The sequence below is a fragment of the Streptomyces sp. NPDC005576 genome (assembly GCF_042871745.1).
GTDB lineage: Bacteria > Actinomycetota > Actinomycetes > Streptomycetales > Streptomycetaceae > Streptomyces.
In genome coordinates this window covers 502,525-515,408 of record NZ_JBIAJC010000002.1, presented here as the reverse complement: position 1 = coordinate 515,408, position 12,884 = coordinate 502,525, and the positions used below count along the sequence as shown (strand labels likewise).

The window sequence follows — 12,884 nt, the reverse complement described above, 5'->3', positions numbered from 1 at the left end:
GAGCAGTTCGGGTACGGGGCGAGGCCGGACGCACCGGGCGGCGGGGCCGTCCGTATTCTGCGGTGGGCGAGGCACCCGCCGGGGGCCGGGTACCCGACGAACGACCAGGAGGTTCACCGGTGATCACGCTGTCCGCGGTGGGAGGAGTGGCTCTGGTCGAACTGGGCATGGCCCTGACCCCGGGGCCGAACATGATCCACCTCGCGTCCCGCGCGATCACCCAGGGCCGCAGGGCGGGTCTGGTCAGCCTCGGCGGGACCGCCGTGGGCTTCGTCTGCTACCTGCTGGCCGCCGCTGCGGGACTCTCCGCGCTCTTCACCGCCGTGCCGGTGGCGTACACCGTGGTCAAGCTCGCCGGGGCCGCCTACCTGGCCTACCTGGCGTGGGGGATGCTCAAGCCCGGCGGCCGTTCGCCCTTCGCCCCGACCCCGGACCTGCCTCCGGTCTCGGACGCCCGGCTGTTCTCGACGGGGCTGCTGACCAACCTGCTCAACCCCAAGATCGCGCTGCTGTACGCCGCCCTGCTGCCCCAGTTCCTGGACTCTCGGGCAGGTCCTGCGTGGGCGCAGCTGCTCCAGCTCGGCGGTGTGCAGATCGTCGTGGGGATCACGGTGAACGCCCTGATCATGCTGGGCGCGGCACGGATATCCGGTTATCTGGCCGCCCGGCCCCGCGTCATGACCACCCAGCGGTTCGCGGCGGGCGGTCTGCTCGGCGTCTTCGCCCTGCGCACCGCGCTCTCCCGCACTCCCGTCTCCTCCTGAGTCCCGCCCCTCCGGCGCAGGCTCCCCCGCTCGGGCTCCTTCAGCCCAGCCCCGCCGCGTCCAGCAGGTACTCCGTCATCGGGTCGTAGTGGCGGGGGTCGGGCACGTTGTCGTCCAGCGGGACCGTGACCAGGAGGGCGCCTTCCGCCTCGCCGAGGAAGAGGGCGGGGTCGTTGCAGTCGGCGTAGCCGATGGAGTCGAGGCCGCGCCCGCCCGCGCAGCCGGCCCAGCCGTGGTCGGCGAGGACCAGGTCCGGGCAGGGGCGGCCCTCGCGCTCCAGGCCGTCCAGGATGGCGGCCATCGGGGCCGGGGAGTGGGTGTGCCAGAGGGACGCGCCGTGTTCCAGCACCGCGACCCCGGCGAACTGGACGACGTTACCCTCGTCGGCCCGCAGGCCCGCCGGGACGGTCACGATCTCGCACCCCGCCGCGCGCAGCGCGTCCGCCGTCCTGCGGTGCACGTCGAGGAGGCCGCCGGGGTGGCCGGTGGCGACGAGGACGCTCTCGGTGTCCGCCACGGCTTTGCGCAGCCGTTCCGCCATCCGGTCGAGCGCGTCGACGGTCAGTTCGGGGTCGATGGTGTCCTGGCCGAAGCGGTGGGCCGGGTCGTCGATGACCCCGCAGCGCTCCGCCATGACGGCGAGGACGTCCTGTTCGTCGGTCCAGCGGTCGCCGAGGTCCAGCCCGAGCCAGTAGTGGCGGTCTCCGTTGGCGAGCGCCCGGTAGTGCGCGAGGTTGTTGTCCCGGGGCGTGGCCACGTCGCCGGCGATGCGCGTACGGACGAGGTGGTCGGTGAGTTCGGCGCGGCTGGGTATCGGCATGCCGCCCATTCTGCCGTCAGAGGTGCGCGCCGCGCCCGGCATCTCGCGCCACGGGATCGGTGGAGCCGGTACGGGCGTGGGGGCGCCCGGCCGCTCAGCGCCCGTCGGACGCCGCCGCGAAGGCGCCCCGGGCGAGGCGGTGCAGCAGCTTCGCCGTCGCCTCGCGGTCCGGGAGGGCCTCCGGGCGGGTGAGGCGCGGGGTGGAGTTCAGCAGGCCGAAGACGGCGTGCACGGTGACGCGGGCCTCGGTCTCGGTGAGGGCGGGGTAGCGGGTGCGGGCGACGGAGACCCAGATCTCGACGTATTCGCGCTGGAGGCGGCGTACCCGCTTGCGGTCGGTGTCGCGCAGGCGGTCCAGTTCCCGGTCGTGCAGGGTGATCAGGGGGCGGTCGTCGAGGGCGAAGTCGATGTGGCCCTCGATGAGCGCGTCCAGCAGGGCGTCCGGGGAGGGTTCCGGGGCGGCGGCGTCCTCCTCGACCCGCAGCCGGCCGCCGGTCAGCAGGCGCTCGCTGATGCCGACCAGCAGTTCGGAGAGCATCGCGTCCTTGCCGGGGAAGTGGCGGTAGAGGCCGGGGCCGCTGATGCCCACGGCGGCACCTATCTCGTCGACACCGACGCCGTGGAAGCCGCGTTCGGCGAAGAGGAGCGCGGCTTCCCGGAGGATCTGCTCCCGGCGGGTGGCTCCCGCGACGCGGGCGGTGGCTTGGGTGCTCATGGACATTGATTCTAGACAGGGCCGTTAGCGCTCGTTAACCTGAGGCCGTTCGCGTTAACGCTCATTAACCGCACGGCGGGGGTCACGAGCCCCACCGGACACGGGGATGGAGGCTCGACACGATGCAGTCGGCACCGGCGGCCCACGCACCGGCACCTCAGGCACCTGTCCTGGCCGGCGCGGCCGATCCCTCCTCCGAGGCCTGGCGGGCCAACGAAGCGGCGCACCGCGCGCTCGCCGAGGAGTTGCGCGCGCGGCTCGCCTCGGCCCGGCTCGGCGGGGGCGAGAAGGCCCGCGCCCGCCATGTGGCGCGCGGCAAGCTGCTGCCCCGGGACCGGGTGGACACACTGCTCGACCCCGGCTCGCCGTTCCTGGAGCTGGCTCCGCTCGCCGCCGAGGGGCTGTACGGAGGTGCCGCGCCGGCTGCGGGGGTGGTGGCGGGCATCGGGCGGGTGAGCGGCCGGGAGTGCGTGATCGTCGCCAATGACGCGACCGTCAAGGGCGGCACGTACTACCCGATGACCGTGAAGAAGCACCTGCGCGCGCAGGAGGTGGCGCTGGAGAACCGTCTCCCCTGCCTCTACCTCGTGGACTCCGGCGGGGCCTTCCTGCCGATGCAGGACGAGGTCTTCCCGGACCGGGACCACTTCGGCCGGATCTTCTTCAACCAGGCGCGGATGTCGGGGGCCGGCATCCCGCAGATCGCGGCGGTGCTGGGGTCCTGCACGGCGGGCGGCGCGTACGTCCCCGCGATGAGCGACGAGGCCGTCATCGTGCGCGGTCAGGGCACGATCTTCCTCGGCGGTCCGCCCTTGGTGAAGGCGGCGACCGGCGAGGTCGTCACGGCGGAGGAGCTGGGCGGCGGCGAGGTCCACTCCCGTACGTCCGGGGTCACCGACCACCTCGCCGAGGACGACGCGCACGCGCTGCGGATCGTCCGGAACATCGTGGCGACGCTCCCGGCGCGCGGGGCGCTGCCCTGGACCGTACGCCCGGCGGAGGAGCCGAAGGTGGACCCGGCGGGGCTCTACGGCGCGGTGCCGGTCGACTCGCGCACCCCGTACGACGTGCGCGAGGTGATCGCCCGGGTGGTGGACGGGTCGCGGTTCGCGGAGTTCAAGGCGGAGTACGGCCAGACGCTGGTCACCGGTTTCGCGCACGTGCACGGCCACCCGGTGGGAATCGTCGCCAACAACGGCATCCTCTTCTCCGAATCGGCCCAGAAGGGCGCGCACTTCATCGAGCTGTGCGACCAGCGCGGCATCCCGCTGGTCTTCCTCCAGAACATCTCCGGCTTCATGGTCGGCAAGGCGTACGAGGCCGGGGGCATCGCCAAGCACGGCGCGAAGATGGTCACCGCCGTCGCCACCACCCGGGTGCCGAAGCTGACGGTCGTCGTCGGCGGTTCGTACGGAGCGGGCAACTACTCCATGTGCGGCCGGGCCTACTCCCCCCGCTTCCTGTGGATGTGGCCGAACGCCAAGATCTCGGTGATGGGCGGCGAACAGGCCGCCTCCGTCCTCGCCACGGTCAAACGCGACCAACTCGGTGACGACTGGAGCGCGGAGGACGAGGAGGCGTTCAAGGAGCCGGTCCGGAAGCAGTACGAGCAGCAGGGCAACGCCTACTACGCGACGGCCCGGCTCTGGGACGACGGGGTGATCGACCCGGCGGACACCCGGCAGGTCCTCGGCCTGGCCCTGACCGCCTGCGCCAACGCCCCGCTGCCGCAACGGAATCCGGCGGACCCCGGCTTCGGCATCTTCCGGATGTGAGCGAGCGCATGCGTCATGCGGTGAGAGTGAGGTGAGGACGTCCATGTTCAGCACGGTGTTGGTCGCCAATCGGGGCGAGATCGCGGTCCGGGTCATCCGGACGCTCCGCGCCCTCGGTGTCCGGTCGGTCGCCGTCTTCAGCGACGCGGACGCGGACGCGCGGCACGTACGGGAGGCGGACACGGCGGTACGGATCGGCCCGGCGCCCGCCGCGCAGAGCTACCTCAGCGTGGCCGCGCTGCTGGAGGCCGCCCGCCGCACGGGGGCCGAGGCGGTACACCCGGGGTACGGCTTCCTGGCGGAGAACGCCGCCTTCGCCCGGGCCTGCACGGAGGCCGGGCTCGTCTTCATCGGGCCCTCCGCGGACGCGATCGCCCTGATGGGCGACAAGATCCGGGCCAAGGAGACGGTCGCGGCGGCCGGGGTGCCAGTGGTCCCCGGCTCGTCGGGCAGCGGCCTCACCGACGCACAACTCGTCGACTCCGCACGGGAGATCGGCCTGCCGGTACTGCTGAAGCCCTCGGCGGGCGGCGGCGGCAAGGGAATGCGGCTGGTGCACGACGGTGCGCGCCTCGCCGAGGAGATCGCGGGCGCCCGCCGCGAGGCGACGGCCTCCTTCGGCGACGACACGCTTCTGGTGGAGCGGTGGATCGAGCGCCCCCGGCACATCGAGATCCAGGTGCTCGCGGACACCCACGGCAACGTCCTCCACCTCGGCGAGCGCGAGTGCTCGCTCCAGCGCCGCCACCAGAAGGTCATCGAGGAGGCGCCGTCCGTCCTGCTCGACGCGGAGACCCGGGCCGCGATGGGCGAGGCGGCGGTGCGGGCCGCCCGCTCCTGCGGCTATGTCGGCGCGGGGACCGTCGAGTTCATCGTCCCGGGCGGCGACCCGGCGGCGTACTGCTTCATGGAGATGAACACCCGGCTCCAGGTCGAGCACCCCGTCACCGAGCTGATCACCGGACTCGACCTGGTGGAGTGGCAGCTCCGCGTCGCCTCCGGCGAGCACCTCCCCCACACCCAGGCCGACATCACTCTCACCGGGCACGCCGTCGAGGCCCGGGTCTGCGCCGAGGACCCGGCGCGCGGCTTCCTGCCCTCCGGCGGCACCGTGCTCGCACTGGACGAACCGCAGGGCGGCGGGGTCCGGACGGACTCGGGGCTGAGCGGGGGCACCGAGGTCGGTTCGCTGTACGACCCGATGCTGTCGAAGGTCATCGCGTACGGCCCCGACCGGGCGACGGCGCTGCGCCGGCTGCGGGCGGCCCTCGCGGACACGGTGATCCTGGGCGTACCGACCAACGCGGGTTTCCTGAGGCGGCTGTTGGCCCATCCGGCGGTCGTCGCGGGCGAGCTGGACACGGGGCTGGTGGAGCGCGAGGCGGCGGGCCTGCTCCCGGACGGCGTACCGGACGAGGTGTACGCGGCGGCGGCGGCCGTACGGGCCGACGCGCTCGCCCCGGTACCGGACGCGAGCGGCTGGACGGACCCGTTCTCCGTACCGAACGGCTGGCGGACGGGTGGCGCCCCCGCCCCGCTCGCCTTCCCGTTGCGGGTGGCGGGCGAGGACCCGGTGGTGCGCGAGGCTCCCCGGGGTGCGGTGGTCGGGCCGGACCGGGTGACCGTCGAACTCGACGGGGTGGTCCACCACTTCCGCCACGCCGGTCAGTGGCTCGGCCGCGACGGCGACACCTGGCAGGTCCGGGACCACGACCCGGTGGAAGCCTCCCTGAGCGGGGCGGCCCGTGCGGGTGCGGACACCCTCGCGGCACCCATGCCGGGCACGGTCACCGTGCTCAAGGTGGCGGTCGGGGACGCGGTGACGGCGGGGCAGGCGCTGCTGGTGGTCGAGGCGATGAAGATGGAGCACGTCATCTCCGCCCCGCACGCCGGGACCGTCACCGAGCTGGACGTGTCCGCCGGGGCCACCGTCGCCATGGACCAGGTGCTGGCCGTGGTCGCCCCGGTCCCCGGAACGGGCCCAGCGCCCGAGGAGAGGCAGTCATGACCACGCCCGCAGGCGCCCTGCCGATGCCCGTCGCCGCGCCGGACCTGCCCGCCCGGGTCCGTATCCACGAAGTGGGCGCACGTGACGGGCTGCAGAACGAGAAGACGGCTCTTCCGACCGCCGTGAAGGCCGAGTTCATCCACCGGCTCGCCGCCGCGGGGCTCACCACCATCGAGGCGACGAGCTTCGTCCACCCCAAGTGGGTTCCCCAACTCGCGGACGCGGAAGATCTGTTCCCCATGTTGGACGATCTTCCGGGACCGGGCGGCGTGGACGGGGTCGCGCTCCCCGTGCTCGTACCCAACGAACGCGGGCTGGAGCGGGCGCTGGCGCTCGGAGCGCGGCGGATCGCGGTCTTCGGCTCCGCGACGGAGACCTTCGCCGCCCGCAACCTCAACCGGTCCGTCGCCGAGTCGCTGGCGATGTTCGAGCCGGTCGTGGCCCGCGCGAAGGAGGACCGGGTCCATGTGCGCGGCTACCTCTCGATGTGCTTCGGCGACCCGTGGGAGGGGCCGGTCCCGGTGCGCCAGGTGGTCCGGGTGGCGAAGGCGCTGATGGACCTCGGCTGCGACGAGCTCTCCCTCGGCGACACGATCGGCGTCGCCACCCCCGGCCACGTACGGACGCTGCTCGCCGCGCTGAACGAGGCGGGGGTGCGCACCCACACCATCGGCGTGCACTTCCACGACACCTACGGCCAGGCCCTCTCCAACACCCTCGCGGCGCTCCAGCACGGGGTGTCCACCGTCGACGCGTCGGCGGGCGGCCTCGGCGGCTGCCCGTACGCGAAGAGCGCCACCGGCAACCTCGCCACCGAGGACCTGGTGTGGATGCTCCGGGGTCTCGGCATCGACACCGGTGTCGACCTCGACGCCCTCACGGCCACCAGCGTGTGGCTGGCCGGGAAGCTGGGCCGCCCGAGCCCGTCCCGTACCGTCCGCGCTCTTTCGCCGAGTCCGGAACCGCCCCCCGCGTCACCTGCACCCCCCGCGTCCCCAGCGTCACCTGCGTCCCCCGAGGAGTGACCCCTGCCATGCCCCTGGACCACCGGCTCGCCGCCGAGCACGAGGAACTGCGCCGCACCGTGGAGGAGTTCGCCCACGAGGTGGTCGCCCCGAAGATCGGCGACTACTACGAACGCCATGAGTTCCCGTACGAGATCGTGCGGGAGATGGGACGGATGGGCCTGTTCGGCCTGCCGTTCCCGGAGGAGTACGGCGGGATGGGCGGGGACTACCTCGCCCTCGGGATCGCCCTGGAGGAGCTGGCCCGGGTCGACTCCTCGGTCGCGATCACCCTGGAGGCGGGCGTCTCGCTGGGCGCCATGCCGGTCTACCGCTTCGGCACCGAGGAGCAGAAGCTGCGGTGGCTGCCGAGGCTCTGCTCGGGCGAGGCGCTGGGCGCGTTCGGGCTGACCGAGCCGGACGGCGGCTCGGACGCGGGCGGCACGCGCACCACGGCGGTCCTGGACGAGGCAGCCGGCGAGTGGGTGATCAACGGCTCCAAGTGCTTCATCACCAACTCAGGCACGGACATCACCGAGTTGGTCACCGTGACTGCCGTGACCGGCCGCAAGGACGACGGCTCCCCGCGCATCTCAGCGATCGTCGTCCCGTCCGGAACCCCCGGTTTCACCGTGGCGGCCCCGTACTCCAAGGTCGGTTGGAACGCCTCCGACACCCGCGAGCTCTCCTTCGCGGACGTCCGCGTCCCCGCGGCGAACCTGCTCGGCGAGGAGGGCCGGGGGTACGCCCAGTTCCTCCGCATCCTCGACGAGGGCCGGATCGCGATCTCGGCCCTGGCGACCGGGCTGGCCCAGGGCTGCGTGGACGAGTCGGTGAAGTACGCCGCCGAGCGACATGCCTTCGGCCGCCCGATCGGCGCCAACCAGGCCATCCAGTTCAAGATCGCCGACATGGAGACCCGCGCCCACATGGCCCGCGTCGGCTGGCGCGACGCGGCCTCCCGCCTGGTGGCCGGCGAGCCCTTCAAGAAGGAGGCGGCCATCGCGAAGCTGTACTCCTCGACGGTCGCCGTCGACAACGCCCGCGACGCCACACAGATCCACGGCGGCTACGGCTTCATGAACGAGTACCCGGTCGCCCGCATGTGGCGGGACTCCAAGATCCTGGAGATCGGCGAGGGCACGAGCGAGGTGCAGCGGATGCTGATCGCGAGGGAGCTGGGGCTTCCGGCGGCTTAGGCGGTGTCCGGCGGATCAAGGTCGGGCAGGGCGCGGCGTTCGGCGCGGTGCGTCGCAAGGCGCCGTGCCGGGCGTCGCGCCCCCGGCCACGATCCGCCGGACACCACCTGGGCGGTGGTGTCCGGGCATGCACGACGTAGGCCCTGGAGGAGCACCGCAGGGTGGAGGTGTCGGTCGAGGGGCTCGACGCGTGCCGGGGCGCTTTCGGGAGCGATCACGGCTGCGGCCCTCCGCTGCGGCGCACCGCCGCCGGCTACCCGCCCCCGGCACTCGGGGCCGCCGGGCACCGCCTCGTACCGCCCACCCGTCGCGTACCCGCCCGGGGCCCCATCCGGCCACGGTGGCCGGATGACCGCAGACCCTCGCACCGGAACCGACCGGGCGGACGGGGACGGCGGGCCGGCCGCGTGGCGCCCGGTGGCGGGGCGTGGCCGTCCCCGATGGCCCACAACAGCCGGTGCGGTACACCCCGGAGAGGGGATACCCGGCGTAACGGTTTGCTCGGCGGGCTGCTTCCGGCCACCGGCCGGAGGCTCCGGTGACCGGCATGCACGTCTCCCGGCGAAGCCCACGACGACGACGTACCGGCTGCCGAGTCACATGTTTCACACGGTCTCTGCCCGATTTCGGGCAGATTTCTTGCGTAAGGGCGCCCACCCAAGCAGTATCAACGGGTGCTCGAACGCCGCTCGTCCCACGACGACCTCATCGACCACCTCGTACGCTCCACCTCGCTCCAGCGCGGCGAAGCGGCCCGGGTGGTACTCGACGTGCTGGCGTTCTTCGACGAGACGACCGAGGCCTTCGTCCGGCGCCGCCACCGCGAACTGCAGTCCGGCGGGCTGGTCAACACGGAGATCTTCGAGCGGATCGCGGCCGAACTGCCGCACCGCGCGGTCGCGCCTCCGGAGCTCTCGCTCCGGCAGCTGCGCCGCATCGTCTACGGCTGAGGCCGCGCCCGAGAGCGCCGGAAGCCGGGCACCGCAGGGCATCTGTACGTCGTGTACGTCGTAGGAGGGGTAGAGAACATGTGCGGGATCGTCGGATACATCGGTAGGCGTGACGTCGCTCCACTGCTGCTGGAAGGTCTGCAGCGGCTGGAGTACCGGGGGTACGACTCGGCGGGCATCGTGGTGACGAGCAAGGCCGCGGCCGGCAAGCCGGGCACGCTGAAGATGGTCAAGGCGAAGGGCCGCGTCCGCGAGCTGGAGGCCCGTATCCCCAAGCGCTTCGCGGGCACGACCGGCATCGCGCACACCCGCTGGGCCACCCACGGCGCCCCGAGCGACGAGAACGCCCACCCGCACATGGACGCGGAGAACAAGGTCGCCGTCGTCCACAACGGCATCATCGACAACGCCTCCGAGCTCCGCGCGAAGCTCGTCGCCGACGGCGTCGTCTTCCTCTCCGAGACCGACACCGAGGTGCTGGTCCACCTGGTCGCCCGCGCCCAGGCCGAGACCCTGGAGGAGAAGGTCCGCGAGGCACTGCGCTCGGTCGAGGGCACGTACGGCATCGCAGTGATGCACGCGGACTTCAACGACCGCATCGTCGTCGCCCGCAACGGCTCCCCGGTCGTCCTCGGCATCGGCGAGAAGGAGATGTTCGTCGCCTCCGACGTCGCCGCGCTCGTCGCCCACACCCGCCAGGTCGTGACCCTCGACGACGGCGAGATGGCCACCCTCAAGGCCGACGACTTCCGTACGTACACGACGGAGGGCTCGACCACGACGGCCACGCCCACCACCGTGGAGTGGGAGGCCGAGTCGTACGACATGGGCGGCCACGACACGTACATGCACAAGGAGATCTCGGAACAGGCCGAAGCGGTGGACCGCGTGCTGCGCGGCCGGATCGACGACCGTTTCTCCACCGTGCACCTGGGCGGTCTCAACCTGGACGCGCGCGAGGCGCGCGGGGTGCGCCGGATCAAGATCCTCGGCTGCGGCACCTCGTACCACGCCGGTCAGATCGGCGCCCAGCTGATCGAGGAGCTGGCCCGCATCCCCGCGGACGCCGAACCCGCGTCCGAGTTCCGCTACCGCAACCCGGTCGTGGACCCCGACACCCTCTACGTCGCCGTCTCCCAGTCCGGCGAGACCTACGACGTGCTGGCCGCGGTGCAGGAGCTGAAGCGCAAGGGCGCCCGGGTCCTCGGCATCGTCAACGTGGTGGGTTCCGCCATCGCCCGGGAGGCTGACGGCGGTACGTACGTCCACGCGGGCCCCGAGGTCTGCGTGGTCTCCACCAAGTGCTTCACCAACACCGTGGTCTCCTTCGCGCTGCTCGCCCTGCACCTCGGCCGCATCCGTGACCTCTCGGTCGCCGACGGCAAGCGGATCATCGCGGGTCTGCGCCGGCTGCCGGAGCAGATCAGCGAGATCCTCGCCAACGAGGACGAGATCAAGCGACTGGCCGCCGAGTACGCGGACGCGAAGTCGATGATGTTCATCGGCCGGGTGCGCGGCTACCCGGTGGCACGCGAGGCCTCGCTGAAGCTCAAGGAGGTCTCGTACATCCACGCCGAGGCGTACCCGGCCTCCGAGTTGAAGCACGGACCGCTGGCCCTGATCGAGCCCGCGATGCCGACCGTCGCGATCGTGCCGGACGACGAACTGCTGGAGAAGAACCGGGCCGCGATGGAGGAGATCAAGGCGCGCAGCGGCCGGATCCTCGCCGTCGCGCACCAGGTCCAGGAGAAGGCCGACCACACCATCGTCGTGCCGAAGAACGAGAACGAGCTCGACCCGATCCTCCTGGGCATCCCGCTCCAGCTCTTCGCCTACCACACGGCACTGGCCATGGGCCGGGACATCGACAAGCCGCGCAACCTGGCGAAGTCGGTCACCGTCGAGTAGGTAGGGGAACGGCGCCGACGGGACCGGACACCGCCCGGGGAACAACCCGGCAGAAGCGGACGCACACCACTCGATCGTGGCGCGCGTCCGCTTCTTCCGTGTGCGGATGACCCGGCGTACTGGTGTACCCGGCGTACTGGTGTACGGCCACGGGGAATTGACGGCTCGTCACTCGCGTCCGGGGTGCGTCGGTCAGGGGATGACGATGACGGGGCGTTGTGCGCGGCGGGCGAGACGGCCGGCCACGGAGCCGAAGATCCGGCCCACGATGCCGTGCGTCGACCCGACGACGATGGCGTCGGCGGCATACTCGCGGCCGACTTCCTCGAGTTCGTGACAGATGTCGCCGCCGCGCTCGACCAGCACCCACGGCACCTCGGAGAGGTACTCGGCGCAGGCCAGTTCGAGCCCGAGCACCTCGGTGCGGTGATCGGGTACGTCGACGAAGACGGGCGGTTCGCAGCCTGCCCAGACGGTGGTCGGCAGCCGGTTGGCGACGTGCACGATGATCAGCCCCGAGCCGGATCTGCAGGCCATGCCGATCGCGTACGCCAGGGCGCGCTCACTGGACGTGGAGCCGTCGAAACCGACCACGACACCGTGCCGGAAGGCCGGGTCGCAGGAGTGACGCGTTTCTTCGACCGTCAGAGGGTCCGACCCGGGGTCGGTTACCTGTTTGCGGTCTGCGGGTTCAGGGGATTCGTGACCGGCCATCGGTGTCTCGGCGAAGAGAGTCCTCGTGAGGAGGGAACGGCTAGGGGGACGTACTCGGCTGCGGGGCGCGGTGGTACGGGACGGTGGACTTGTGTCCGACGACCATCAGGACCATGGACCGACGACGGCTGCCGGGGGTTGTCGTCCCGGGCTCCTGCTCGGGGCCCTTGTCCGGGAATCATCTTTCCAACCCTTTACCCCCAAGGGTACGGCGCCACTCCTCCACTGCCCAGACCGCCGCAAAGCGCGTGACGCGCTCTGGGGGAGCATGCACGAGGCGCGGGCGGTTGGCAATGCCGGTTGCCCCTTACACGGAGCGTTCCGTGGCCGCGGGTGGCCGCCGCCCCGTTTTTCCGACGGACCGGTATGGGTCGGAGAGGGGCTCCGGCCCGTCGGCACCTGCCCGGTACTGACCCATGAAACACCCCCTGTTGCCCCTCTCGGGCCACGGTCGGCCGCGTCGTCGCACCGGGGTGCACGACCGGAGCGTGCGCGTGGTGACCGACGGCGTCCGACGCCGCCCCGCCCTTCCGCGCCAGGCCGGGCCCGAGCGCGGGAGGGCGCACGGAGAGGCGCACCGGGCGCAAGCCGATTCCCTTGCGTGCGCCGGTGAATCCGCGGATCCGCTGGGCTCGCGCGCGTTCGCCGGCCCGCCCCGTCCGCTCCCCCGCCGACGGCCGGCGAGGGAGCGCGCCACCGCGGCGGGGCTTCTTCGCAGGTGCGGGAGGGGCGCGATCGAAAGCGGGCCGAGTGCGCGGGGAGCGCGCCGGAGCGTGACTAAATCACCCGCGCGGGACCGTCTATTTTGAGCCAACTTCACATCTGCGCCGAAACCTTGGCGATGTGCCCCTCATTCGCACTTGTCACCTGGCAGGAACGGACCGCGCGGTACGCTTTCACCCGACGCGGACGGGCCATGATCGCGACGCGCACTTCACAGTGCCGCTCGCGAGTGGAACGCTTCGTGATCGAACGCTTCACGCCACGTTGCCTTGTCGACATTGAGCCGGTGAGGGAACGTGTCATT

Annotated in this window: 10 protein-coding genes; 7 read left to right on the top strand and 3 right to left on the bottom strand. The window is 72.0% G+C overall.

Going from position 1 to position 12,884, the window contains the following annotated elements:
• Window positions 1-119 precede the first annotated feature (119 nt).
• Window positions 120-764: a LysE family translocator gene (locus ACFYPN_RS05675; protein ID WP_358757205.1), complete on the top strand. Its 645-nt coding sequence runs from the start codon at window positions 120-122 to the stop codon at window positions 762-764.
• Window positions 765-804: 40 nt separating this feature from the next.
• Here ACFYPN_RS05675 and ACFYPN_RS05670 read toward each other — a convergent pair whose 3' ends face one another.
• Both ACFYPN_RS05670 and ACFYPN_RS05665 read right to left on the bottom strand, forming a co-directional pair.
• Entirely contained in the window at window positions 805-1,584 is a 780-nt protein-coding gene (locus ACFYPN_RS05670) for a phosphatase (RefSeq protein ID WP_358757206.1), read from the bottom strand.
• A 94-nt stretch (window positions 1,585-1,678) separates the two neighbouring features.
• Window positions 1,679-2,299 (bottom strand): TetR/AcrR family transcriptional regulator, encoded by a 621-nt coding sequence (locus tag ACFYPN_RS05665; RefSeq protein WP_358757207.1) that lies wholly within the window; start codon window positions 2,297-2,299, stop codon window positions 1,679-1,681.
• Window positions 2,300-2,421: 122 nt separating this feature from the next.
• Between ACFYPN_RS05665 and ACFYPN_RS05660 the strand changes: the two genes are divergently transcribed.
• From ACFYPN_RS05660 to glmS, 6 genes are all read left to right on the top strand, one after another.
• Entirely contained in the window at window positions 2,422-4,074 is a 1,653-nt protein-coding gene (locus ACFYPN_RS05660; RefSeq protein WP_358757208.1) for a carboxyl transferase domain-containing protein, read from the top strand.
• Window positions 4,075-4,117: 43 nt separating this feature from the next.
• Window positions 4,118-6,082: a biotin carboxylase N-terminal domain-containing protein gene (locus tag ACFYPN_RS05655; protein ID WP_358757210.1), complete on the top strand. Its 1,965-nt coding sequence runs from the start codon at window positions 4,118-4,120 to the stop codon at window positions 6,080-6,082.
• Complete coding sequence (locus ACFYPN_RS05650; protein WP_358757212.1) at window positions 6,079-7,107, top strand: hydroxymethylglutaryl-CoA lyase; 1,029 nt, start codon at window positions 6,079-6,081, stop codon at window positions 7,105-7,107. Before ACFYPN_RS05655 ends, ACFYPN_RS05650 begins: the two co-directional genes overlap by 4 nt.
• Before the next feature lie 8 nt (window positions 7,108-7,115).
• A complete protein-coding gene (locus tag ACFYPN_RS05645) occupies window positions 7,116-8,285 on the top strand; it encodes an acyl-CoA dehydrogenase family protein (RefSeq protein ID WP_358757214.1) in 1,170 nt (389 codons plus the stop codon).
• Window positions 8,286-8,959: 674 nt separating this feature from the next.
• Window positions 8,960-9,235, top strand: a complete 276-nt coding sequence (locus ACFYPN_RS05640) for a hypothetical protein (protein ID WP_266704610.1) — start codon at window positions 8,960-8,962, stop codon at window positions 9,233-9,235.
• A 78-nt stretch (window positions 9,236-9,313) separates the two neighbouring features.
• Window positions 9,314-11,143 (top strand): glutamine--fructose-6-phosphate transaminase (isomerizing), encoded by a 1,830-nt coding sequence (gene glmS / locus ACFYPN_RS05635; protein WP_358757216.1) that lies wholly within the window; start codon window positions 9,314-9,316, stop codon window positions 11,141-11,143.
• Window positions 11,144-11,335: 192 nt separating this feature from the next.
• On the opposite strand, the gene ACFYPN_RS05630 is transcribed toward glmS, so the two are convergent.
• The gene (locus tag ACFYPN_RS05630) at window positions 11,336-11,857 is read right to left on the bottom strand and encodes a universal stress protein (protein ID WP_358757218.1); all 522 of its coding nucleotides are present in this window, start codon (window positions 11,855-11,857) and stop codon (window positions 11,336-11,338) included.
• Window positions 11,858-12,884: the final 1,027 nt, after the last annotated feature.

Bases quoted from the DNA above. Each gene is read 5' to 3' on its own strand.
- ACFYPN_RS05670 (WP_358757206.1), bottom strand. From the start codon at position 1,584: ATGCCGATACCCAGCCGCGCCGAACTCACCGACCACCTCGTCCGTACG.
- ACFYPN_RS05665 (WP_358757207.1), bottom strand. From the start codon at position 2,299: ATGAGCACCCAAGCCACCGCCCGCGTCGCGGGAGCCACCCGCCGGGAG.
- ACFYPN_RS05660 (WP_358757208.1), top strand. From the start codon at position 2,422: ATGCAGTCGGCACCGGCGGCCCACGCACCGGCACCTCAGGCACCTGTC.
- ACFYPN_RS05655 (WP_358757210.1), top strand. From the start codon at position 4,118: ATGTTCAGCACGGTGTTGGTCGCCAATCGGGGCGAGATCGCGGTCCGG.
- ACFYPN_RS05650 (WP_358757212.1), top strand. From the start codon at position 6,079: ATGACCACGCCCGCAGGCGCCCTGCCGATGCCCGTCGCCGCGCCGGAC.
- ACFYPN_RS05645 (WP_358757214.1), top strand. From the start codon at position 7,116: ATGCCCCTGGACCACCGGCTCGCCGCCGAGCACGAGGAACTGCGCCGC.
- glmS (WP_358757216.1), top strand. From the start codon at position 9,314: ATGTGCGGGATCGTCGGATACATCGGTAGGCGTGACGTCGCTCCACTG.
- ACFYPN_RS05630 (WP_358757218.1), bottom strand. From the start codon at position 11,857: ATGGCCGGTCACGAATCCCCTGAACCCGCAGACCGCAAACAGGTAACC.